The sequence below is a fragment of the Bradyrhizobium sp. MOS002 genome (assembly GCF_003020115.1).
GTDB lineage: Bacteria > Pseudomonadota > Alphaproteobacteria > Rhizobiales > Xanthobacteraceae > Bradyrhizobium.
In genome coordinates this window covers 831,807-852,509 of the sequence record NZ_PYFX01000003.1, presented here as the reverse complement: position 1 = coordinate 852,509, position 20,703 = coordinate 831,807, and the positions used below count along the sequence as shown (strand labels likewise).

The window sequence follows — 20,703 nt, the reverse complement described above, 5'->3', positions numbered from 1 at the left end:
AACCTCAAACGTCGTCCTGGCCTAGTGCGCAATTGCGCACGGGGGGCCAGGACCCATACCGCGAGGTCTGTCGATTTGAGGCGGCATCAATCCCACCGAGCGAGTCTTCGCCAAACCCCTCCCCGGGGTAATGGGTCCTGGCCCCCCGTGCGCAATTGCGCACTAGGCCAGGACGACGCCGGAGTTGGTGGCTTCCAGTTTGGACACACCCTCATCACAACCAGTTGTTTTTCGAATGTCTTTATTCGGAAACAATCATTCCCTATTATCCCGCAATGCAAAAAGCCGCCCGCAAATCCCAGCCAATTGCCCGTCCGCCCGGACGTCCCCGGGAGTTCGACATGGACACCGCGCTCGACAGGGCCGTCCGCGTGTTCTCCGAGCGCGGTTATCATGCCACCTCGATCGGCGATCTCACCGCGGCGATGCGGCTAGCGACCGGCAGCGTCTACAAGGCGTTTCGCGACAAGCATGCGGTGTTTCTCGCCGCCTTCGAGCGCTACGTCGCGTTGCGCCAGGAGGAGACCCGCAGCGCCGCGGCGCAAGGCGCCAATGGTCGCGAGCGGCTGCGCAACCTGCTGCTTTCGTATGTGGAGCATTCCCAGGGCAGCGAGGGGCGGCGCGGCTGCCTCGTGGTCGGCAGCGCGGTCGAACTGTCCGCGGTCGATCCGGTGGTCGCCGCCCTCGTCAGCGCGCGACTCGAAACCAACGAAAACTTCATCGCCAGTCTCATTCGCGAGGGGCAGGCCGACGGCTCGATTCCCCGCCATGTCGCCGCCGACGACACCGCGCGCCTGATGATCTGCATCACGCAGGGTCTGCGCGTCGTCGGCAAGGCGCGCCTGTCGCTCGACGGCAAGCGCCTGGTCGCCGTCGCCATGAAGCTGCTCGCCTGAATTATTTGTCATATTAGGAAACAAGCGTTTCCTATATCTGGAGACCGTGTGAATGACGATGAATGCCACGATCGAGACCGCGCCGGATCCGGCTGCGGTGTCGCAGCGACTGACCTTCGTGCTTGCCGCGGCCTGCGGCATGGTCGCCGCCAACATCTATTACGCCCAGCCGCTGATCGCGCCGATCAGCGCCGCGCTCGGCCTGTCGCACGCGGCGGCGGGGTTGATCGTCACCATGACGCAGATCGGCTACGGCGTGGGGCTTCTCTTCATCGTGCCGCTCGGCGACCTCGTCGAGAACCGTACCCTGATCTGCTCGGTCATCACGCTCGGCGCCGCAGCGCTGCTCGCCGCGGGCTTCGCGTCCCACGCGCTGCCGTTCCTGATCGCCGCGCTGTTTATCGGGCTCGGCTCGGTCGCGGTGCAGATCATCATCCCCTATGCGGCGCATCTTGCGCCAGCAGCCATTCGCGGCCGCGTCGTCGGCAACGTCTCGACCGGCCTGATGCTCGGCATCATGCTGGCGCGGCCGGTGTCGAGCTTCGTCACGGCGGTGCTGTCGTGGCACGCGGTGTTCTTCTGCTCGGCCGGGCTGATGATCGTGCTCGCAGCCGTGCTCTGGATGACGCTGCCGAAGCGCAAGCCGGTCGCGCGCATGCATTACGGCGCGTTGCTGCTGTCGATGCCGCATCTGGTGCGGACCACGCCGCTGCTGCGCCGCCGCGCGCTCTACCAGGCCAGCCTGTTCGGCGCCTTCAGCCTGTTCTGGACCGTGACGCCATTGCTGCTCGCCAGCGAATTCGGCTTCACTCAGCGCGGCATCGCGCTGTTCGCGCTTGCCGGTGTCGCCGGCGTGTTCGCGGCCCCGATCGCGGGGCGGCTTGCCGATCGCGGCCACAGCCGCATGGCAACGCTGGTCGCGCTGCTGCTGGCGGCCGTGGGCTTCCTGATCACGCATATCGGCGCGCCCGGATCGGTGCTGAACCTCGCCTGCCTGGTCGTGGCCGCGATCGCGATCGACATCGGCGTGCAGGGCAACGTCGTGCTCGGCTTCCGCGCGATCTTCGCGCTGGGGCATGAGCATCGCAGCCGGCTCAACGGCCTCTACATGGCGACGTTCTTCACCGCGGGCGCGGCGGGCTCGGCGGTCGGCGCCTGGGCGTTTGCGCAAGGCGGCTGGACGCTCGCATCGGCCATTGGCCTCGCGCTGCCCGTCGCAGGCCTGATCTATGCGGCCACCGAATAGGGGCCGGGGCCGCCCAAGTCGTGCGATTCGGCCCGTTTACCAAGGCCGTCCCGCCGGCAATTTCCGCCTCGCAGTTTCCCTGCCGGTGTAGTACTTTGGTCGCAAGCGAGCCTGGTTAACGGGCGGCAGGGGGAGGCTGATGAGGCGTGCGGGGCTGGTTGGCGTACTGCGGGTACGACCGTGGTCATGGCAGGCGTTTCTGCTTGGATTCCTCGTTGTCGCAATGTCGGCTGCGCTCCAGGGCGCCTGTGTCGCGCTCGGCGCAAAACTCTATTTCGCGGTATTCCTGCCAAGCCTGTTCGTGCTCGGTATCGTCGCGGGCGTGCCAGCTGCGGCGTTTGCCGCATTGCTCACCATTCCGCTGGTGTGGTGGGCGTTCATGCCGCCCTTCTTCGAATTCAATTCGCTGACCAGCGCGCATGCCGATTCCATCAAGCTGTTCTGCCTGCTCGCCGTGCTGGTGATCGGCCTTGCCGATCTCTGCCGCGAGACGATGGCGATCATCAGCCGCGGCGGGTTGAAGCCGCGCAGCGAGAGCGCGGCAACGAATTCGCAATAGACCGGCCTTGCGCGGCCGCGCTCGTTGCGCGCGGGCAACAGTCCGGAAACCATTCGCGCGCTTGCCGCGCGGCGCTAACTTTTCGAAAAAGATTTGGCCGCAATTTCTCCCCCGGGAATGACGAGGGAGTTTTCGGACATGAACGGCCAAATCACCGGTCACGCCATCTTGGAGAACGTGCGCCGCTACCGCGGTATCGCGTCGCTCTATCGCCAGACCGCTGCATTCCGCCCAGGCCAGAGCTGGTCGCTGCTCGAGCAGGCGAGGGATTGGGAAGCACGGGCGCTGCTGGAGCTGGAAGCCTATTTCGCCGCGCGGATGGATTACGCTGCTACCCGTGCGGCCTGATCGTTAACCATCGGCGCGGCCTTGGGCAGGCCCGCGTCGTCGGGGCGTGCACGGAAAACACGGGTCGACTACGGAGTTATCTCGACGCCCGCCTGTGCTAGCAACGTCCCGACCGAGACATCCCAATTCGGCCGGGGCAAGCGATGACCACCTTCAACCGCATCTTCACGACCGAGCGCCTGCTCCAGATCATCGTCATTCTTGCGGCCACGGTCGCGATGAAGCTGATGGGCTGAACTTCGGTAGGCTATCGCGCGCCGAATTCGGGCAATTCGGGAAGATAGTTCGACCCTTCCGAGCCCAGAAAATCGAACATCGCCTGCGCCGGCGGCAACAGCACCTTGTCGCTGCGGCGGATCACATACCATTGCCGCACGATCGGCAGGCCCGCGACGTCGAGCACGACGAGCCGGCCCTCGGTGAGCTCGTGCGCCACGGTGTGGGCCGAGATGAAGGCGATGCCGAGCCCGGCGATCACCGCCTGCTTGATGGTCTCGTTGCTGCTCATCTCCATGCCGATGATCGGCTCGAGATCCGACCTCTGGAACATGCCTTCCATCAGCGTCCGCGTGCCCGAGCCGGGCTCGCGGGTGAGGAAGGTCTCATGCACGAGGTCGGTCAGGTTGAGGCCGGAATCGTTCTCGAGCCAGTGCCCCTTGCGCGCGACGATGATATGCGGATTGCGCCCGAGCTGGCGGACGTCGACGCTGACATCGGCCGGTGGCCGACCCATCACCGCGAAGTCGAGGTCGTAGCCGTGCATGGCTCCGCGGATCTCCTCGCGATTGCCGACGGTGAGCTTGATCTCGATCTTCGGATGCCGCTTCGAGAATGCCGCGATTGCGTGCGGCACGAAATATTTTGCGGTCGAGACCGCGCCGAGATGCACCGTGCCGCCGGTCCGCCCCGCAAGCAGGTCGAGCGAGCCCTGGCAGTCCGCGATTGCGGCCTCGACGCGCTCGGCGAGCGCCAGCACCTCCTTGCCCGCCTCCGTCAGCAGCATGCCGTCGCCGGTCCGCTGCAGCAGAGGCAGGCCGGCGAGATCCTGAAGCTGGCGCAGCTGCTGCGTCACGGCCGGCTGCGTCAGGCCGAGCTGGCTCGAGGCTGCCGTGACGCTGCCTCTGGCCGAGAGCGCCGCAAGCGAGCGAAGCTGCCGGATCGTGAGATGCCGGAGCTGCGCCGCCGAGTGGGCATTATAAGATATTTCTTTGGCGCTCATTATGAATAGAAATTTTCCTTATTAAGCCTCCCCTGTCAATCTCATCGTTGTTGGCACTGACCGCACCGACCTCCAGCGCGAGGGAACTGGATGCGGCACCAACAAAGGGGATGGACGCAGATGACCGGGCAACTCAGGCTGGACGACCACCTTCAACGGTATTCTGACACGGCGCCGCATGCGCTGGCCGTGGCGGCCGCGGTCGATGCCATCGCGGCGGCCGCGATCGAGATCGCCGATCTCATCGCCACCGGAGACCTTGCGGACGCCTCCGGCCTGACCACCGGCCGCAATAGCGACGGTGACGTCCAGTGCGATCTCGACGTGCAGGCCGACGCGATCCTGCGCCGTTGTCTCGGCAAGCTGCCGATCGCGGCACTGGCGTCAGAGGAGATGCGCGAACCTCAGATCGGTGATCGCGCGGCGAAGATCTGCATCGCGATCGACCCGCTCGACGGCTCCTCCAACATCGACATCAACATGACCGTGGGCACGATCTTCTCGATCCTGCCCGCGCCGGATGATCTTGCGCTCGCCTTCCATCAGCGCGGCTCGGCGCAGCTCGCGGCGGGGTTCGTCACCTACGGCCCGCAGACCTCGCTGGTGCTGACGCTCGGCGACGGCGTCGACATCTTCACGCTCGACCGCAAGTCCGGTTGCTTCCGTCTCGCGCGCAGCGCCGTGCAGATCTCGGAGACCTGCGAGGAGTTCGCGATCAACGCCTCGAACCGCCGGCATTGGGAACAGCCGGTGCGCGCCTTCGTCGACGAATGCCTCGCCGGTGTGGAAGGTCCGGCCAACCACAATTTCAACATGCGCTGGGTCGGATCGCTGGTTGCCGAGGCCTATCGCATCCTCACCCGCGGCGGCGTGTTCCTCTATCCCTCCGATGCACGGCCCGGCTATGGCGACGGCCGTCTGCGCCTCGTCTACGAAGCGCATCCGATGGCTTACATCATCGAGCAGGCCGGCGGCTCGGCTTCGACCGGGCGCGAACGCATCCTCGAACTCGCGGCGCAGAGCCTGCATCAGCGCGTGCCGCTGATCATGGGCTCGAGCAACGAGGTGCAGCGCGTCGAGGAACTGCATTGCGATCCCTTGCTGGTCGCCAGCGTTTCCGCACCGCTGTTCGCGCGGCGCGGCTTCTTCCGGCTGTGAGCGAGGCATTCCATGTCCAGGAAGTATCCGATCATCTCCATCACTGGCTCCTCCGGCGCCGGCACCACCTCGGTCAAGAAGACCTTTGAGCAGATATTCTTCCGCGAGAAGGTCAACGCCGCCTACATCGAAGGCGATGCCTTTCATCGCTACGATCGCGCGGAAATGCGCACGCAGATGGCCAAGGAGGCCGAGCGCGGCAACAGGCATTTCAGCCATTTCAGCCCCGAGACCAACCTGTTCGAGGAGCTGGAGCGGGCGTTCCGCGACTATGGCGAGACCGGCACGGCGACGACGCGGCACTATGTCCACGATGCCGAAGAATCCGCGACGCATAGCGCCGCACCCGGCACTTTCACCGAATGGAAACGGCTGCCGGAGAACTCCGACCTGCTGTTCTACGAGGGCCTGCACGGCGCCGTCGTCACCGACAAGGTCAATGTCGCGCGTTATGCCGACCTCAAGATCGGCGTCGTGCCCGTCATCAATCTCGAATGGATCCAGAAGCTGCATCGCGACCGCAGTGCGCGAGGCTATTCGACCGAGGCCGTCACCGACACTGTTCTGCGGCGGATGCCCGACTACATCCACTACATCTGCCCGCAGTTTTCCGAGACCGACATCAACTTCCAGCGCGTGCCGACGGTGGACACCTCCAATCCGTTCATCGCGCGCTGGATCCCGACGCCGGACGAGTCGATGGTCGTGATCCGCTTCAAGAACCCGCGCGGCATCGACTTCCCCTATCTGCTCTCGATGCTGCCGCAAAGCTGGATGTCGCGTGCCAATTCGATCGTGTGCCCCGGCGCGAAGCTCGATCTTGCCATGCAGCTCATCCTGACGCCGCTGATCATGCAGCTGATCGAGCGCAAGCGAAACCTAAAGTGAACAAGGAGAGGATCCGATGAACATCTCAGTTCACGCCGACGCCGACCTCACGGCGGTCTCGCACAGCGATCTCGCCAACGCCGTCCGCTTCCTCGCGGTCGACGCCATCGAAGCCTCGCAATCCGGTCATCCCGGCCTGCCCATGGGCATGGCCGATGTCGCCACCGTGCTGTTCTCGCGATTCCTGAAATTCGACTCGGCTCACCCCAATTGGCCGGACCGCGACCGCTTCGTGCTGTCGGCGGGCCATGGCTCGATGCTGCTCTATGCATTGCTCTATCTCACCGGCGGCGACGTCAGCCTCGATGACATCAAGGCCTTCAGGCAATGGGGCTCGAAGACGCCGGGCCATCCGGAATATGGCCATACGCCGGGCGTCGAGACGACGACCGGTCCGCTGGGGCAGGGGATTGCGACCGCGGTCGGCATGGCGCTCGCCGAGCGCATGGCCAATGCGCGGCATGGCGAGGGCCTCGTCGATCACTTTACGTACGTGATCGCTGGCGACGGCTGTCTGATGGAAGGCATCAGCCAGGAAGCGATCTCGCTCGCCGGCCATCTGCAATTGTCCCGCCTGATCGTGCTGTTCGACGACAACGGCATCTCCATTGACGGCCCGACCTCGCTCGCGACCTCCGACGACCAGCTCGCGCGCTTCGCTGCATCCGGCTGGTCGGTGCGCCGTGTCGACGGGCACGATCCCGAAGCAGTCGCGCAGGCGATTGCCGAGGAGCGTGAGAGCACAAGACCGTCGCTGATTGCCTGCCGCACCGTCATCGGCTATGGCGCGCCGGATCGTCAGGGCACCGAGAAGGCGCATGGCGCGCCGCTCGGCACCGAGCAGACCGCGGCGGCGCGGCGAACGCTCGGCTGGGACTATCAGCCCTTCGTGGTGCCTGTCACGATGCTGAAAGCATGGCGGATGATCGGGCAGCGCGGGCAGGTCGAGCGTCTCGCCTGGCTCGATCGCTACGAATGCGCGACGGCCGAGCAGCGCGACCTGTTTATCGAGGGCAAGGCGGTTGCCCTGCCGAACGCCTATGCCCAGGCCTCGGCGAAATTGCGCGAACGCTTTGCCACCGAGCGTCCAAAGCTCGCGACGCGGCAGGCGTCGCAACAGGTGCTCGAGGCCATCGCTGGGACGATTCCCGGATTTGTCGGTGGCTCGGCGGACCTGACGCATTCAAACCTGACGCATGCCAAGGCGCAGACCCCGGTCAAGCGCGACGCGTTCGCCGGCGATTACATCCATTACGGCATCCGCGAGCACGGCATGGCGGCCGCGATGAACGGCCTCGCGCTGCACGGCGGCTTCATTCCCTATGGCGGCACCTTCCTCGCCTTCTCCGATTACAGCCGTCCGGCGATCCGTCTTGCGGCCTTGATGCGGATCCGCGTCATTCACGTGATGACCCATGACTCCATTGGCCTCGGTGAGGACGGCCCCACGCACCAACCGGTCGAGCATCTCGCAGCGCTTCGCGTCATTCCGAACCTGCTTGTGTTCCGGCCGGCCGATGCGGTCGAGACGCTGGAAGCATGGGACTGCGCGCTCCAAGCTGAAGATCGTCCCTCCGTGCTGTGCCTGTCCCGTCAGGCCCTGCCGACCTTCCGCAGCGATGTCCGCGGTAGAAATCGCGTCGCCCGTGGCGCCTATCTCATCGTCTCGCCTGACGGCGGCCGAGACGTGACGCTCATCGCAACGGGTTCGGAAGTGTCAATTGCGCTGGAAGCGGCTCGCCTGCTCGCCACCGAGCACGTTCGCGCGGCCGTGGTCTCCGCACCCTGCTTCGCCTTGTTCGAGGAGCAGCCCGAGGACTACCGCGCTGCCGTGCTCGGCACTGCGCCACGGGTAGGCATCGAGGCGGCAGTCGCCGGCGATTGGCATCGCTGGATCGGCTCCGATGGCGAGTTCGTGGGCATGCGCGGCTTCGGCGCCTCGGCGCCCGCACCCGTGCTGTACCGCGAATTCGGCATTACGCCGCAAGGAATCGCGGAAGCCGCGCGTCGCGCCATCGCCCGCGCAAGCAAGAGATAACAGGAGGAATTGCCGTGGCCCGTATCACCCTTCGCCAGCTGCTCGACCATGCCGCCAACCACGGCTACGCGGTGCCGGCGTTCAACATCAACAACATGGAGCAGGGCATCGCGATCATGCAGGCGGCGGCCGAGGTCGATGCGCCCGTGATCATGCAGGCCTCGCGCGGCGCGCGCAGCTATGCCGGCGATATCATGCTCTCCCACATGATCGACGCACTGGAGCGGACCTATCCGGATATCCCGCTCTGCATGCACCAGGACCACGGCAACGACGAGGCGACCTGCGCTTCCGCGATCGCCCATGGGTTCACCTCGGTGATGATGGACGGCTCACTCAAGGCCGACGCCAAGACCGCGGCCGATTACGATTACAACGTTGCCATCACCCGCCGCGTCGTCGATCTCGCCCACTGGGTCGGCGTCTCCGTCGAAGGCGAGCTCGGCGTGCTCGGTTCGCTCGAGCATGGCGGCGGCGAGCAGGAGGACGGCCACGGCGTAGAGGGCAAGGTCAGCCACGACCAGCTGCTGACCGATCCCGACCAGGCCGTCGATTTCGTCCGCGCCACCAAGGTCGACGCGCTCGCGATTGCGATGGGCACCTCGCACGGCGCCTACAAGTTTAGCCGCAAGCCGGATGGCGATATCCTGGCGATGCGGGTGGTCGAGGAGATCCACCGCCGGCTGCCGAACACGCATCTCGTGATGCACGGCTCGTCCTCGGTGCCGCAGCCGCTCCAGGACATGTTCAACCAGTTCGGTGGCGAGATGCCGCAGACCTGGGGCGTGCCGGTGGAGGAGATCGTCCGCGGCATCAAGAGCGGCGTGCGCAAGGTCAATATCGACACCGACTGCCGGTTGGCGATGACCGCCGTGTTCCGCAAAGTGGCTGCGCAAAACCGGAGCGAGTTCGATCCGCGCAAGTTCCTCAAACCGGCGATGGACGCGATGCGCGACCTCTGCCGCGAACGGTTCGAGCAGTTCGGCACCGCGGGCCACGCAAGCAAGATCAAGGTCGTGCCGATGAGCGAGATGGCGCGCCGGTACCGTGGTGGCGACCTAGACCCGCGGATCGATGCCCGCGCGTCTGTTGCGGCCTGAGCAAAATACAGAGAGCAGCGAAGCGAGCAAACGCCTTAAGGAGGCTGACATGAATCTACACACCGGCACGGTCCGCGGCAAAGAGCGCTATCGCTCGGGCACCATGGAATACGCACGCATGGGCTATTGGGAGCCCGACTATGTCCCGAAGGACACCGACGTTATCGCGCTTTTCCGTGTGACGCCGCAAGAGGGCGTCGATCCGATCGAAGCATCTGCCGCGGTTGCTGGCGAATCCTCGACCGCGACCTGGACGGTGGTGTGGACCGACCGTCTGACTGCCGCGGAGAAATATCGCGCGAAGTGTTATCGCGTCGATCCGGTGCCCAACACGCCAGGCTCCTATTTCGCCTATATCGCCTACGATCTCGACCTGTTCGAGCCGGGCTCGATCGCCAACCTCTCGGCTTCGATCATCGGCAATGTGTTCGGTTTCAAGCCGCTCAAGGCGTTGCGGCTCGAGGACATGCGCTTTCCGGTCGCCTATGTGAAGACCTTCCAGGGGCCGGCGACCGGCATCGTGGTCGAACGCGAGCGGCTCGACAAGTTCGGCCGGCCGTTGCTCGGCGCAACGGTCAAGCCGAAGCTGGGGCTTTCCGGCCGCAACTACGGCCGCGTCGTTTACGAGGCGCTGAAGGGCGGGCTCGACTTCACCAAGGACGACGAGAACATCAACTCGCAACCCTTCATGCATTGGCGCGACCGCTTCCTCTACTGCATGGAGGCGGTGAACCGTGCGCAGGCGGCCTCAGGCGAGGTGAAGGGCACCTACCTGAACGTCACCGCAGGGACGATGGAGGACATGTACGAGCGCGCGGAATTCGCCAAGGAGCTCGGTTCGGTCATCGTCATGATCGACCTCGTGATCGGCTACACCGCGATCCAGTCCATGGCGAAGTGGGCGCGGCGCAACGACATGATCCTGCATCTGCATCGGGCCGGTCACTCGACCTACACGCGGCAGAAGAGCCACGGCGTGTCGTTCCGCGTCATCGCCAAGTGGATGCGCCTTGCCGGCGTCGACCACATCCATGCCGGCACGGTGGTCGGCAAGCTCGAAGGCGATCCGAACACCACGCGCGGCTATTACGATGTCTGCCGCGAGGACTTCAACCCGACCATGCTCGAGCATGGCCTGTTCTTCGACCAGTCCTGGGCGAGCCTGAACAAGATGATGCCGGTCGCCTCGGGCGGCATCCATGCCGGCCAGATGCATCAGCTGCTCAACCTGCTTGGCGAAGACGTCGTGCTGCAATTCGGCGGCGGCACGATCGGCCATCCCATGGGCATTGCGGCCGGCGCGATCGCCAACCGCGTGGCGCTGGAAGCGATGATCCTCGCCCGCAACGAGGGCCGCGACTACGTCCATGAAGGGCCGGAAATCCTGGCCAGGGCGGCCGAGACCTGCACGCCGCTGAAGGCCGCGCTCGAGGTCTGGAAGGACGTGACCTTCAACTATGAATCCACCGACACGCCGGACTTCGTGCCGACCGCGCTCGAAACCGTTTGAGGAGATTTGACATGAAGCTGACCCAAGGCTGCTTCTCGTTCCTGCCAGATCTGACCGACGATCAGATCACCAAGCAGGTGCAGTATTGCCTGACCAACGGTTGGGCGGTGAACATCGAGTTCACCGACGATCCGCATCCCCGCAACACCTATTGGGAGATGTGGGGCCTGCCGATGTTCGATCTCCAGGACGCCGCCGGCGTGATGATGGAGCTCGCCGAATGCCGCAGAGTGTATGGCGACCGTTACATCCGCCTTAGCGGCTTCGACTCCAGCCATGGCTGGGAATCGGTTCGGATCTCGTTCATCGTCAACCGCCCGCCGCAGGAGGCCGAGTTCGAGCTGGTGCGGCAGGAGGTCGGCGGGCGCGCGATCCGCTACGCAACCGTGCGCCGGCAACCCGCGCTCGCGTCAACCTAAGTCATCCTCCTCCGCGCGGAGCACTCCCTGCTCCGTTTCCTTGGCGGACCACTGCTTCGCCGCTCCCCCCGCGGCGAAGCCCTTTTCTTCGAGGTGCCGATGCTGGATGTTCCCCACGCAATGACCACTGACCCCGGTGAGACCAGTTTCGATCTCCGCAAGGAGGCCGAAGCGGCTGGAATCATCGGCACGCTGCAGCAGCTCGAGCAGGAGCTGATCGGATTGAAGCCGGTGAAGAACCGCGTGCGCCAAATCGCGTCGCTCTTGCTGATCGAACGTATCCGGCAGCGGGCGGGACTGGCTTCGTCGCCGCCGACGCTGCACATGTCGTTCACCGGCAATCCCGGCACCGGCAAGACGACCGTCGCGTTGCGCATGGCAAAGATCCTGCACGGCCTTGGCTTCGTGCGGCGCGGGCAGGTGATCTCGGTGACGCGCGACGATCTCGTCGGCCAGTATATCGGCCACACCGCGCCGAAGACCAAGGAGATCCTGAAGAAGGCGATGGGCGGCGTGTTGTTCATCGACGAAGCCTATTATCTGCACCGTCCCGACAACGAGCGCGACTACGGCCAGGAGGCGATCGAGATTCTACTCCAGGTGATGGAGAACCAGCGCGAGGACCTCGTCGTGATCCTTGCCGGCTATGGCGAGCGAATGAACAGCTTCTTCGCCTCCAATCCCGGCTTCCGTTCGCGCATCGCGCACCACATCGACTTTCCGGACTATGCGGAAGCCGAGCTGCTCGTCATCGCCGAACTGATGCTGAAGGAACGGGGTTATCGCCTCTCGGCGGCGGCGCGTGAGGCGTTCGAGAGATACATCGCGCTGCGCCGGACCCAGCCGTTCTTCTCCAATGCGCGCTCGATCCGCAACGCCGTCGACCGCATCCGCCTGCGGCAGGCCGATCGCCTGGTATCCGATCTCGATCGCATGCTCGATATCGCCGACCTCGAAACGATCGATCCCATGGACGTCCTGGCGAGTCGCGTCTTCAGCGGCGGTGCGGACGCGCAGACGAGTGCAAAGCCATGACGAGAGAAATCCTCATCGCGCCGTCGATCCTGGCTGCGGATTTCGCGCGCCTCGGCGAGGAGATCGCGGCGATCGACGCTGCGGGCGCCGACTGGATTCATTGCGACGTCATGGACGGGCATTTCGTCCCGAACATCAGTTATGGTGCGGACGTCATCAAGGCGATCCGGCCGCTGACGAAGAAAATGTTCGACGTGCATCTCATGATCGCGCCGGCCGATCCTTATCTCGACGCGTTCGCGAAGGCCGGCGCGGATGTCATCACGGTGCATGCCGAAGCCGGTCCGCACCTCGATCGCGCGCTCCAGGCCATCCGCGCGCTCGGCAAGAAAGCCGGCGTCAGCCTGTGTCCCGCTACTCCCGCAAGCGCGATCGAATACGTGCTCGATCGCCTCGACCTCGTCCTGGTGATGACGGTCAATCCGGGCTTTGGCGGCCAGTCCTTCCTCGAGTCTCAGCTCGAGAAGATTGGGCGCGTTCGAAGCATGATCGGCGACCGGCCGATCCGGCTCGAGGTTGACGGCGGCATCACGCGCGACAATGCCGCTGCCGTGGCCGCAGCGGGCGCCGATACGCTTGTGGCAGGTTCGGCGGTGTTTCGCGGCAAGAGCAGCGCGGACTATGCCGGCAACATCGCGGCCATCCGCACTGCCGCGGAAGCCGGCAGGGTTCCGAACCTGCAACATAGTTCGGAGCGGACGATGCGAGCCGGTGAGCCCGCGCTCATCAGGTAGACTAAGGGGTACAGGCGAAGCGAGCGGGCACCGGCATGGCTGTGCCAGGGCGTGCCACTTTCCTCCGGACATACTGAGTCCGCGCTGATTGGAACTTTCGCCTGAATACGCGTTTGCCTAAAAACAAGCGGGTCAAGCGCGCGGCGGGCGCAGCAAATCTTTTGCACAACCGCCATCGCCCTGACGCAAATAAGAGCAATAAGCTCTGTGAATGCGAGGGAGGGTCTCATGGACAACGTACGTCGCTACCGCGCGCTAGCGTCCCTCTGTCGTCAGCAGGCCGCCTACCGGCCGCTCCAGAGTTGGGAACTGCTCGGCCAGGCCGAACATTTCGAATATCTCGCCGAAGTCGAACTCAAGGCGCATTTCGACGCGTGCAATGCACAACACGACGAGGAGGGCGTCGAGGCCACGGCGTGGGAGAGGCCCGCCGCGGCGTGACGGTCCAACTTGTTCGAACATGACCTGAACTTGCCGATGCCGGCATCGCTCAAGGATGCGGTTCTCAGCCCGAACGACAAGGCTTGTGACCGACCCGACCTGGATCAGCCCTCGATCAATGCGACATCAGCGTCGGCACCGTCATGGCTTCCAGCATGGCGCGGGTGACGCCGCCGAGGAACCGCTCCTGCAATCGCGAATGGCCGTAGCCGCCCATGACCAGAAGATCGAGGCTCTCATCGGCTGCTAGCGACAGCATGGTCGGCTGAATGTCAGAGCGCGCCGCCGACAGGTTGACGGTGCGGGTCGACAGTCCGCGCCGGCCAAGATGCCTTGCCAGATTGCGCGTCGAGACTTCGTCGGGAGCCGTCTCTGTTTCGTTGATCGCAATGATCACGATTTCCTCGGCGCGGGCCAGGAATGGTGCGGCGTCGCGCATGGCGCGCGCGGCGAGGCGGCTGCCATCCCAGCAGATGCCGATCCGTTTCGCCTTGAACGCTCCATGGAAGGTATAGGGCAGGAAAAGCACCGGGCCGCCCGCCTGGAACAGGATCTCGCGAGGCACATCGTTGTCGAGTGAGCCTTGCGCCGGATCCGGCTGGAGCACAATGCTGAGATCGTGCAGCCGCGCCATCTCGCCGAGCAAGCCGACCGCATCCCCCGGCATCGCCCCGAGCGGGTGGCATGTGTAGGAAATGCCGGCGTTCACCGCTTCGCACTTGAACACCGCGAGCGCCGCCTCGGCCCGCTCCACTGCGCTTTCGCGCTCCATCTCGAAAACCGCCGCCACCGCGGCGCCGCCCTCCATCACGTAGGCCGCGCTGGTTGCCACATAACCAACCGCGACTGCATCGAGATGGGCGTTGAGGCCCGCTGCGAGCGAGATCGAGCCGTCGATCACCGGGCGCATCGGGCGCTCGGTGGGGATGTGGACGAGAATGTCTTTGTACATGACGCGCCTCCGATGGACATCATCCGGTGGCCGCAGTCTTTCACGATGCGCAGGACCCGCGTTGAGCTGCATCAAATGTGCAGCCTGGCGTTTTGTCGCCGCCCCCGGCTACTTTGCCAAGATTTAATCGCATGGACGGGACGCTGTAAGGTGGCGACCACCATGTTGGGTGCAAGGCGACTTACCCAACATGGACATATCGACATGACCGATCGCGTCAATTCCGACACCACCGCGACCCGCAAGATCCTGAGGCCACGCCGGCTTGCGCTGCTCGGTACCGTGGCCGCGCTTGGCCTGGCCGTGCTGGCGACTGCACCCGGCTCTTCGCCGTTCAGCGCGTCCTCCTTCATCGCACCCGCCCAGGCCGCGGAGACCGCCGCGACACCGCCGGGCTTCGGCGACCTCGTCAGCAAGGTCAAACCCGCCGTCATCTCGGTGCGGGTCAGGATCGACCAGGACAACGACAAGAGCGCGATGCTGCAACAGAACCGGATGGATTCGGACGAAGCATCGCCGTTCGACCAGTTCTCGCGGCAATTCGGCTTCCGTGGCCCGGGTGGCATGGACGGCATGCCGCGCCAGCACCGCCAGATGATCACGGGTGAGGGCTCCGGCTTCTTCATCTCCGCCGACGGCTATGCCGTGACCAACAATCACGTCGTCGATCACGCCGAGTCGGTGCAAGTGACGATGGACGACGGCACGATCTACAGCGCGAAAGTGGTCGGCACCGATCCGAAGACGGATCTCGCGCTGATCAAGGTCGAAGGCAAGAAGGATTTTCCGTTCGTCAAATTCTCCGACCAGAAGCCGCGCATCGGCGACTGGGTGGTCGCGGTCGGCAATCCCTTCGGCCTCGGCGGCACCGTGACCGCCGGCATCGTCTCGGCCAGCGGCCGCGACATCGGCAACGGTCCCTATGACGACTTCATCCAGATCGACGCGCCGATCAACAAGGGCAATTCCGGCGGCCCGGCCTTCGACATGAACGGCAACGTGATCGGCGTGAACACCGCGATCTTCTCGCCCTCCGGCGGCTCGGTCGGCATCGGCTTCGACATTCCGGCCTCGACTGCAAAGCTCGTCGTCGCACAGTTGAAGGACAGGGGCGCGGTTACGCGCGGCTGGCTCGGCGTGCAGGTGCAGCCGGTGACATCGGATATCGCCGACAGCCTCGGCCTCAAGGACGCGCGCGGCGCCATTGTCGACAATCCGCAGGACGGCAGCCCGGCGGCGAAGGCGGGCATCGAGGCGGGCGACGTCATCACCGCCGTCAACGGCACCGCGATCAAGGATTCCCGCGATCTCGCCCGCACCATCGCCACCCTGGCGCCGGGCACGTCAGTGAAGCTCGACGTCGTCCACAAGGGCGACAGCAAGACGGTGACATTGGCGCTCGGCGAGTTGCCGAACGAGCGGCAGGCTAGAGCCGACGAGGGCAAGTCGCAGCCAGATGCCGGCATGCCTCCGCGTCTCGGGCTCAGCCTGGCTCCGGCCGGCGACGTGCAGGGCGCCGGCCAGAAGGGCGTCGTCGTCACTGAAGTCGATCCGCAAGGTCCGGCCGCGCAACGCGGCATCCAGACTGGCGACGTCATCCTCAATGTGGGCGGCAAGGCCGTTGCCAATATCGGCGATGTCCGTTCGGAACTGGCGCAGGCGAAATCGTCCGGCAAGCGCAGCGTGCTCCTGCAGGTCAGAAGCGCGCAGGCGACCCGGTTCGTCGCGGTGCCGCTCGCATAAGGGGAAGCTCGACCTGTGCAACTCCAAAAGGCGGCCTGCGGGCCGCCTTTCCTGCTCGCCCTCAGGATTTCCGCGGAGCGCCGATAACATTCTCGTTAACGGCAGGGAGGATGACCCGGTTTCGTCCGAAAAAGCCGTGTTCGCTCATCACAGTTCGGACTCTCGTATGTGCCCGGCGGCAACGAAGCCGACGGGATGATTGCAAGCGTGGAACTTCGACCTTGCCGCCACTCGGCCCCCTTGGCGGCTGGCCGATAGTTCGCATTTGATCGGTGCCGACATGGATCGATTGAAGCTCTCGCTGAGAAGCGCGCTGCTTGTGGCGCCGTTGGTAGCGCCATTCGTGCTGTGGGGTGGAAACGCTCTCGGGCGCGACGATGGCCGCTACGCGGACTCACCTCTCAAGCCGTGGTTCGACGGCCTGCGCAGCCATCTCGGTCCGTGCTGCTCGGATGCGGATGGGTTTGCCGTCGCCGATCCCGACTGGGACTCGCACAATGGACATTATCGCGTGCGGCTCGACGGCGAATGGGTCGAGGTGCCGGACGAAGCTGTGATCACCGAGCCGAACCGGGCCGGCCGCACCATGGTGTGGCCGGTGAAGACCGCGTTCGGTGTTTCGATCCGCTGCTTCATGCCGGGCAGCATGATCTGACAGAGGTCAGCGAGAACGTTTGGAGGATTTGCGCTTCGACGCTTTCTTCGAAGTCTTCTTGGATGTTTTCCGAGATGTTTTCTTTGACGTTTTCTTTGATGTTTTCTTGGACGTCTTTCGCTTCGCGGCTTTCTTCGGGACTTTCTTGCCCTTCTTGCGCGCTTTCGACAGGCCGATCGCGATTGCCTGCTTGCGGCTCTTCACGCGTCCGCCTCGACCGCCCGGTCCGCTTTTCGCGGTCCCCTTCTTGTAGCGCTTCATCTCGCCTTCGACATCGCTGCCGGAACTGCGCGAGTAGCGGCGCTTCTTTGCCTTGCGTGCCATGCATGTTCTCCCTTGGCCGGGGAAAACCATCCGAGACAGGCATGGTTCCGAAAGCGCAGGCAACGTCCCGGATACGCGACCTGGCCTAGAACGAATCCGCCAGCTCGATCTCCGCTTCCAGCACCTGAATGCGCCGTGCTGCCTCGCTGGAGGACAGATCCCGCGCATATTGCGCGGGTTGATACGCCTCTTCGCTCAGCCGCTTCAGCCGCAGGCCCTGCGCTCGCGTCATCTGCTCGGTAAGGAAAGTCTTGGCGTCGTATCTACCTTGAACCTGCATGTGGCTTCTCCTTTCTGAAATCGTGACTTGACTATATGTTCTTATTTTGTTCTAACAAGCCATGGACAACAGAATTAATGAAATTCGACGCAAAATCAGCGCCTTGAGGCTGGAAATGGCCGATATCGAGGTGTCCGTGCGCGAACTCGTGGACCGCGATCGCGACTGCACAGAGAAGGCCTTGGCGCAGATGGATCTGCGCCGGAAAATCAATCTGCTGATCGGCGAATGGAAGGCTGCAGGTGGCGGCGATGTCCTGCCGGATGTCCGCGACAGGATGCGCCTTCGTTCCGCGAAGACAGCGGGTAGCCCTCTGCGCGTGATCGCGCGCCGCTGAGAGCATGGGAGCGCACGGTGGAGGAAGACCCCGATGCGTACCGGATTCTAAAGCTACGGGCCGAGATTCTCGAACTGGGCTCTGCCATCCGGCAGCTGCAACGCGAGGGGCTCGACGACGCCGCGGCCCAGCTCTTGATCGCGCGCAAGCGTGCACGACTCGATCATCTGGTGAAATCAGATCCTGCAGGCGTTCAACCTGACATCCTGGGCGGCCAACGTAGCTGAAGCGTGCGCGCAGCGCGACGTGCGGAGTTCGTCGATGCCGGATCTTGACGAAGCGGTCTGAGAAAGAGTTCGCTCGAACACCCAAAGCAAAAGGCCCCGCGATGGCGGGGCCCTCCTTGATTTCGGCGAACCTACTTGGTGTTGATCGTGCCGCTCTTGTTGTTCGTCATGGTGCCGCCCTGGTCGGAGCCGGGGCCAGAGCCGCCCTGACCGGAGGGGTCAGCACCCTTGGAGGACTTGGTGTTGGCGCCCGTGGTGGTCTGCGACGATGACGTCGAGGATTCGTGTTTCGCCTTGTGCGACTTCGCTTGCACGGCGAACGGCGCGGCTGCGAGGCCGGTCGCCAACATCACGGCAAGAGCGAGCTTAGTGGTCTTCATGTGCGGGAACTCCCTGAGTTGAATTGACGCAGGCAGCCAACCGCTCTTCGTCACAGGAGTTCCGAACAAAGGAGTTCCGGTCAATCACCAATACTTCAAGATTGCTTGTCTTCTGCGAGGATGAATACGAGGCCGGTCAGTGTCGCGCCGATCGCGAACGTCGTCACCAATGTGAGGGCGAAAACGACAACGGCCTGGCTTCCGCCGTGACTCAGCAAACTGGCGACGCCGGGATTCGACAGCACGAGCACGAGGCTGAAAGCGAGCCCTAGGGCTGCGCCCATCATCGCGTGCGTCATCAGCTTGATGAGCCCGCTCGCAGAGATCAGGTCCGACGACTTTTTCGCGCGCATGGAACTCTATCCCGATCTCGCATGCAACGCGTGCGACACGCGCCGGTTCCAACGCGCATGAAGCAATTGTCATCTACCGCTTCATCCGACGTTCATGCCGGGCCTGCGAGAATGAATACGCAACACGGGAACATTCGACATGGGTAAGGTGGTCTTTCTTTACCGCTCGCTGGCTTATCGCAACGCCGCCGCGGACATCCTCCGCAAAGCGCGCAAGCTGCCCCGCGGCCCGGAGCGAAGCGCGGCGCGCCGCTATGCCAAGGCGCTGCGCGATCTCGCCCAAACGGAAGCCTGGCTCGAAGGACGCGTCGCGCGCGAACCGCGGGCGGCGGAACGCATGAAGAGTGCGGCCTCCGGTTAACCGGACGCGCGCTGCAATCCGACGGAGCTGGCGGCTTCAAAGTTGCCGGGCGCGGTTGTCGCGGCAGTCTTGCGGACCAGCGGCACCTCAAGCCGGCACAACAGGCCCTCGGCGCGCCAATCGAATCGCGCGTGCCCGCCGAGCTGGGACTCGACGCTCGCAAGCAGGCTCCGCGTACCAAAGCCGCGGGATTTCGGCGTCATGACGAGCGGGCCGCCGGATTCCTCCCAGGTCAGCGTGAGCAGATCGTCCTCGACCTGCCAGCCGATCGCGAGCCGTCCCGCCTGCGTCGAGAGCGCGCCATACTTCGCCGAGTTGGTGAAAAGCTCGTGCAGCGCCAGCGCCAGCGTCTGGGCGGTCGCCGGCAGCAACTGAACTTCGGACCCTGCCAATTTGATCTGGCCGCCGAGGGAATAGGGCGCAAGTTCCTCGTCGATCAGCTTCGAGAGTTCGGCACCCTGCCAGCTCGACAGCGACAGGATCGTATGTACACGCGCCAGTGCATTGATGCGTCCCTCGACGGCGCTGACATAGGCTTTGACCTCGTCGGCGCGGGTGAGGCGCACGATCGATTGCGCCAGCGCCAGCGCATTCTTGGCGCGATGATCGACTTCCCGCGCGAGGAGAGTCTGCCGTTCCTCGGCGCGCTTGCGTTCGGTGATGTCCACCGTCACGCCGCTGACGCGCATAACCCGACCGCTATCGTCAACCGTGGCGGCGGCCGTGCCGACACACCAGCGCACGTCGCCGTCGGGCCGCACGATGCGGAACTCCGTTTCATAGGAGCGTGTGCCCTTGTTGAATTCGGCGATCGCCCTGCGCAACTGATCGACGTCATCCGGATGCAACAGAGCCTGAACGTTGGCCGGATTCACCTCGAAATTCTCCGGGCCAACACCAAAGATGCGGTATTGCCCCTCGTCCCACATCCAGTCGCCGGTGATCCAGTCCCAGTCCCAGGAGCCCATCTTGCCGGCGGCGATCGCCATGCTGCGCCGCTCTTCGCTCTCGCGCAGCTTTGCGGTGGAATTCTCCAATTCGGCGGTGCGTGCACGCACGCGGTCCTCGAGATCCTGGTTCAGTCGTTCGAGTTCGCGCGTCTTGCGATAGAGCTCTGCAAACACCTTGACCTTGGCGCGCAGCACCTCCGGCACGACCGGGACCGGGACGTAGTCGACCGCGCCCATCTCATAGCCGCGCAGGCGGTCGATGTCGCTGACTTGAATGGCCGAGATGAAGATCATCGCGGTCTTCTGGAAGCGCGGGTGCTCGCGGATCATCGCGGCGAGCTCGAAGCCGTCGAGCTCGGGCATGCAGACGTCGACCAGGATCACCGCGATCTCGGTCTTGAGCAGCACCTCCAGAGCCTCGCGACCGGACGAGGCGATCACGAGGTTCTGGCCGAGATCCTTCAGAATCACCTCATAGGCGAGCAGCTTGGCCGGCTGGTCGTCGACGAGGAGGATGTTGACCTTTTCGTGGTCCATACGGGCATCCAAC

The 20,703-nt window shown here is 64.3% G+C and carries 25 protein-coding genes; 18 read left to right on the top strand and 7 right to left on the bottom strand.

The window, feature by feature from the left end:
- Positions 1 to 275 precede the first annotated feature (275 nt).
- The 4 genes from C7G41_RS12770 to C7G41_RS12755 all read left to right on the top strand — a co-directional run bounded on the left by C7G41_RS12770 (position 276) and on the right by C7G41_RS12755 (position 3,049).
- Positions 276 to 896, top strand: coding sequence for a TetR/AcrR family transcriptional regulator (locus C7G41_RS12770; RefSeq protein ID WP_106942961.1), 621 nt, complete (start codon positions 276 to 278; stop codon positions 894 to 896).
- Between the two features lie 52 nt (positions 897 to 948).
- A complete protein-coding gene (locus tag C7G41_RS12765) occupies positions 949 to 2,142 on the top strand; it encodes an MFS transporter (protein WP_106942872.1) in 1,194 nt (397 codons plus the stop codon).
- Positions 2,143 to 2,281: 139 nt separating this feature from the next.
- Entirely contained in the window at positions 2,282 to 2,701 is a 420-nt protein-coding gene (locus tag C7G41_RS12760; RefSeq protein WP_106942871.1) for a DUF4118 domain-containing protein, read from the top strand.
- Between the two features lie 138 nt (positions 2,702 to 2,839).
- Positions 2,840 to 3,049: a hypothetical protein gene (locus C7G41_RS12755; RefSeq protein WP_106942870.1), complete on the top strand. Its 210-nt coding sequence runs from the start codon at positions 2,840 to 2,842 to the stop codon at positions 3,047 to 3,049.
- 247 nt (positions 3,050 to 3,296) lie between these two features.
- Here C7G41_RS12755 and C7G41_RS12750 read toward each other — a convergent pair whose 3' ends face one another.
- On the bottom strand, positions 3,297 to 4,268 hold the full coding sequence (locus tag C7G41_RS12750; RefSeq protein ID WP_106942869.1) for a LysR family transcriptional regulator: 972 nt from the start codon (positions 4,266 to 4,268) through the stop codon (positions 3,297 to 3,299).
- 120 nt (positions 4,269 to 4,388) lie between these two features.
- On the opposite strand from C7G41_RS12750, the gene C7G41_RS12745 reads away from it, so the two are divergent.
- The 9 genes from C7G41_RS12745 (at position 4,389) to C7G41_RS12705 (ending at position 13,591) form a co-directional block, all read left to right on the top strand.
- The gene (locus tag C7G41_RS12745) at positions 4,389 to 5,426 is read left to right on the top strand and encodes a class 1 fructose-bisphosphatase (protein WP_106942868.1); all 1,038 of its coding nucleotides are present in this window, start codon (positions 4,389 to 4,391) and stop codon (positions 5,424 to 5,426) included.
- Between the two features lie 12 nt (positions 5,427 to 5,438).
- Positions 5,439 to 6,314, top strand: coding sequence for a phosphoribulokinase (locus C7G41_RS12740; protein WP_106942867.1), 876 nt, complete (start codon positions 5,439 to 5,441; stop codon positions 6,312 to 6,314).
- A 16-nt stretch (positions 6,315 to 6,330) separates the two neighbouring features.
- Positions 6,331 to 8,352: a transketolase gene (tkt, locus tag C7G41_RS12735; protein WP_106942866.1), complete on the top strand. Its 2,022-nt coding sequence runs from the start codon at positions 6,331 to 6,333 to the stop codon at positions 8,350 to 8,352.
- Between the two features lie 14 nt (positions 8,353 to 8,366).
- A complete protein-coding gene (fba, locus tag C7G41_RS12730; RefSeq protein WP_106942865.1) occupies positions 8,367 to 9,452 on the top strand; it encodes a class II fructose-bisphosphate aldolase in 1,086 nt (361 codons plus the stop codon).
- 49 nt (positions 9,453 to 9,501) lie between these two features.
- A complete protein-coding gene (locus C7G41_RS12725; RefSeq protein WP_106942864.1) occupies positions 9,502 to 10,962 on the top strand; it encodes a form I ribulose bisphosphate carboxylase large subunit in 1,461 nt (486 codons plus the stop codon).
- An 11-nt stretch (positions 10,963 to 10,973) separates the two neighbouring features.
- Positions 10,974 to 11,381, top strand: a complete 408-nt coding sequence (locus tag C7G41_RS12720; RefSeq protein ID WP_106942863.1) for a ribulose bisphosphate carboxylase small subunit — start codon at positions 10,974 to 10,976, stop codon at positions 11,379 to 11,381.
- A gap of 99 nt (positions 11,382 to 11,480) precedes the next feature.
- Positions 11,481 to 12,416, top strand: coding sequence for a CbbX protein (gene cbbX / locus C7G41_RS12715; RefSeq protein ID WP_199198334.1), 936 nt, complete (start codon positions 11,481 to 11,483; stop codon positions 12,414 to 12,416).
- Entirely contained in the window at positions 12,413 to 13,150 is a 738-nt protein-coding gene (rpe, locus tag C7G41_RS12710) for a ribulose-phosphate 3-epimerase (protein WP_106942861.1), read from the top strand. Before cbbX ends, rpe begins: the two co-directional genes overlap by 4 nt.
- A 228-nt stretch (positions 13,151 to 13,378) precedes the next feature.
- Positions 13,379 to 13,591: a hypothetical protein gene (locus C7G41_RS12705; RefSeq protein WP_106942860.1), complete on the top strand. Its 213-nt coding sequence runs from the start codon at positions 13,379 to 13,381 to the stop codon at positions 13,589 to 13,591.
- Between the two features lie 115 nt (positions 13,592 to 13,706).
- On the opposite strand, the gene C7G41_RS12700 is transcribed toward C7G41_RS12705, so the two are convergent.
- The gene (locus C7G41_RS12700; protein ID WP_199198333.1) at positions 13,707 to 14,543 is read right to left on the bottom strand and encodes a universal stress protein; all 837 of its coding nucleotides are present in this window, start codon (positions 14,541 to 14,543) and stop codon (positions 13,707 to 13,709) included.
- A gap of 204 nt (positions 14,544 to 14,747) precedes the next feature.
- Between C7G41_RS12700 and C7G41_RS12695 the strand changes: the two genes are divergently transcribed.
- Together C7G41_RS12695 and C7G41_RS12690 are read left to right on the top strand one after the other, a co-directional pair.
- Positions 14,748 to 16,286, top strand: a complete 1,539-nt coding sequence (locus C7G41_RS12695) for a Do family serine endopeptidase (RefSeq protein ID WP_199198332.1) — start codon at positions 14,748 to 14,750, stop codon at positions 16,284 to 16,286.
- A 280-nt stretch (positions 16,287 to 16,566) separates the two neighbouring features.
- Positions 16,567 to 16,941: a hypothetical protein gene (locus C7G41_RS12690; RefSeq protein WP_106942858.1), complete on the top strand. Its 375-nt coding sequence runs from the start codon at positions 16,567 to 16,569 to the stop codon at positions 16,939 to 16,941.
- Positions 16,942 to 16,947: 6 nt separating this feature from the next.
- Here C7G41_RS12690 and C7G41_RS12685 read toward each other — a convergent pair whose 3' ends face one another.
- Both C7G41_RS12685 and C7G41_RS12680 read right to left on the bottom strand, forming a co-directional pair.
- Entirely contained in the window at positions 16,948 to 17,265 is a 318-nt protein-coding gene (locus tag C7G41_RS12685) for a DUF6496 domain-containing protein (RefSeq protein ID WP_106942857.1), read from the bottom strand.
- An 85-nt stretch (positions 17,266 to 17,350) separates the two neighbouring features.
- Entirely contained in the window at positions 17,351 to 17,545 is a 195-nt protein-coding gene (locus tag C7G41_RS12680; RefSeq protein ID WP_106942856.1) for a DUF3072 domain-containing protein, read from the bottom strand.
- A gap of 115 nt (positions 17,546 to 17,660) precedes the next feature.
- On the opposite strand from C7G41_RS12680, the gene C7G41_RS12675 reads away from it, so the two are divergent.
- On the top strand, positions 17,661 to 17,882 hold the full coding sequence (locus tag C7G41_RS12675; protein ID WP_106942855.1) for a hypothetical protein: 222 nt from the start codon (positions 17,661 to 17,663) through the stop codon (positions 17,880 to 17,882).
- 17 nt (positions 17,883 to 17,899) lie between these two features.
- The gene (locus C7G41_RS12670) at positions 17,900 to 18,109 is read left to right on the top strand and encodes a hypothetical protein (protein ID WP_106942854.1); all 210 of its coding nucleotides are present in this window, start codon (positions 17,900 to 17,902) and stop codon (positions 18,107 to 18,109) included.
- A gap of 131 nt (positions 18,110 to 18,240) precedes the next feature.
- Here the strand turns inward: C7G41_RS12670 and C7G41_RS12665 are convergent, their stop codons facing one another.
- Together C7G41_RS12665 and C7G41_RS12660 are read right to left on the bottom strand one after the other, a co-directional pair.
- Positions 18,241 to 18,489 carry a hypothetical protein gene (locus C7G41_RS12665; RefSeq protein WP_106942853.1) on the bottom strand — a complete coding sequence of 83 codons (249 nt, stop codon included), beginning with the start codon at positions 18,487 to 18,489 and terminating at the stop codon, positions 18,241 to 18,243.
- 95 nt (positions 18,490 to 18,584) lie between these two features.
- Complete coding sequence (locus C7G41_RS12660) at positions 18,585 to 18,842, bottom strand: hypothetical protein (protein WP_106942852.1); 258 nt, start codon at positions 18,840 to 18,842, stop codon at positions 18,585 to 18,587.
- Positions 18,843 to 18,981: 139 nt separating this feature from the next.
- Between C7G41_RS12660 and C7G41_RS12655 the strand changes: the two genes are divergently transcribed.
- Positions 18,982 to 19,203, top strand: coding sequence for a hypothetical protein (locus C7G41_RS12655; RefSeq protein ID WP_106942851.1), 222 nt, complete (start codon positions 18,982 to 18,984; stop codon positions 19,201 to 19,203).
- On the opposite strand, the gene C7G41_RS12650 is transcribed toward C7G41_RS12655, so the two are convergent.
- Positions 19,200 to 20,690: an HWE histidine kinase domain-containing protein gene (locus tag C7G41_RS12650; RefSeq protein ID WP_106942850.1), complete on the bottom strand. Its 1,491-nt coding sequence runs from the start codon at positions 20,688 to 20,690 to the stop codon at positions 19,200 to 19,202. The two genes, C7G41_RS12655 and C7G41_RS12650, sit on opposite strands and share 4 nt — an antisense overlap.
- Between the last annotated feature and the right edge of the window lie 13 nt (positions 20,691 to 20,703).

What these genes read in the sequence shown, in the direction of transcription:
- C7G41_RS12770 (WP_106942961.1), top strand. Translation starts at nt 276, where the DNA reads ATGCAAAAAGCCGCCCGCAAATCCCAGCCAATTGCCCGTCCGCCCGGA.
- C7G41_RS12765 (WP_106942872.1), top strand. Translation starts at nt 949, where the DNA reads ATGACGATGAATGCCACGATCGAGACCGCGCCGGATCCGGCTGCGGTG.
- C7G41_RS12760 (WP_106942871.1), top strand. Translation starts at nt 2,282, where the DNA reads ATGAGGCGTGCGGGGCTGGTTGGCGTACTGCGGGTACGACCGTGGTCA.
- C7G41_RS12755 (WP_106942870.1), top strand. Translation starts at nt 2,840, where the DNA reads ATGAACGGCCAAATCACCGGTCACGCCATCTTGGAGAACGTGCGCCGC.
- C7G41_RS12750 (WP_106942869.1), bottom strand. Translation starts at nt 4,268, where the DNA reads ATGAGCGCCAAAGAAATATCTTATAATGCCCACTCGGCGGCGCAGCTC.
- C7G41_RS12745 (WP_106942868.1), top strand. Translation starts at nt 4,389, where the DNA reads ATGACCGGGCAACTCAGGCTGGACGACCACCTTCAACGGTATTCTGAC.
- C7G41_RS12740 (WP_106942867.1), top strand. Translation starts at nt 5,439, where the DNA reads ATGTCCAGGAAGTATCCGATCATCTCCATCACTGGCTCCTCCGGCGCC.
- tkt (WP_106942866.1), top strand. Translation starts at nt 6,331, where the DNA reads ATGAACATCTCAGTTCACGCCGACGCCGACCTCACGGCGGTCTCGCAC.
- C7G41_RS12725 (WP_106942864.1), top strand. Translation starts at nt 9,502, where the DNA reads ATGAATCTACACACCGGCACGGTCCGCGGCAAAGAGCGCTATCGCTCG.
- C7G41_RS12720 (WP_106942863.1), top strand. Translation starts at nt 10,974, where the DNA reads ATGAAGCTGACCCAAGGCTGCTTCTCGTTCCTGCCAGATCTGACCGAC.
- cbbX (WP_199198334.1), top strand. Translation starts at nt 11,481, where the DNA reads ATGCTGGATGTTCCCCACGCAATGACCACTGACCCCGGTGAGACCAGT.
- rpe (WP_106942861.1), top strand. Translation starts at nt 12,413, where the DNA reads ATGACGAGAGAAATCCTCATCGCGCCGTCGATCCTGGCTGCGGATTTC.
- C7G41_RS12705 (WP_106942860.1), top strand. Translation starts at nt 13,379, where the DNA reads ATGGACAACGTACGTCGCTACCGCGCGCTAGCGTCCCTCTGTCGTCAG.
- C7G41_RS12700 (WP_199198333.1), bottom strand. Translation starts at nt 14,543, where the DNA reads ATGTACAAAGACATTCTCGTCCACATCCCCACCGAGCGCCCGATGCGC.
- C7G41_RS12695 (WP_199198332.1), top strand. Translation starts at nt 14,748, where the DNA reads ATGACCGATCGCGTCAATTCCGACACCACCGCGACCCGCAAGATCCTG.
- C7G41_RS12690 (WP_106942858.1), top strand. Translation starts at nt 16,567, where the DNA reads ATGGATCGATTGAAGCTCTCGCTGAGAAGCGCGCTGCTTGTGGCGCCG.
- C7G41_RS12685 (WP_106942857.1), bottom strand. Translation starts at nt 17,265, where the DNA reads ATGGCACGCAAGGCAAAGAAGCGCCGCTACTCGCGCAGTTCCGGCAGC.
- C7G41_RS12680 (WP_106942856.1), bottom strand. Translation starts at nt 17,545, where the DNA reads ATGCAGGTTCAAGGTAGATACGACGCCAAGACTTTCCTTACCGAGCAG.
- C7G41_RS12675 (WP_106942855.1), top strand. Translation starts at nt 17,661, where the DNA reads ATGGCCGATATCGAGGTGTCCGTGCGCGAACTCGTGGACCGCGATCGC.
- C7G41_RS12665 (WP_106942853.1), bottom strand. Translation starts at nt 18,489, where the DNA reads ATGAAGACCACTAAGCTCGCTCTTGCCGTGATGTTGGCGACCGGCCTC.
- C7G41_RS12660 (WP_106942852.1), bottom strand. Translation starts at nt 18,842, where the DNA reads ATGCGCGCGAAAAAGTCGTCGGACCTGATCTCTGCGAGCGGGCTCATC.
- C7G41_RS12655 (WP_106942851.1), top strand. Translation starts at nt 18,982, where the DNA reads ATGGGTAAGGTGGTCTTTCTTTACCGCTCGCTGGCTTATCGCAACGCC.
- C7G41_RS12650 (WP_106942850.1), bottom strand. Translation starts at nt 20,690, where the DNA reads ATGGACCACGAAAAGGTCAACATCCTCCTCGTCGACGACCAGCCGGCC.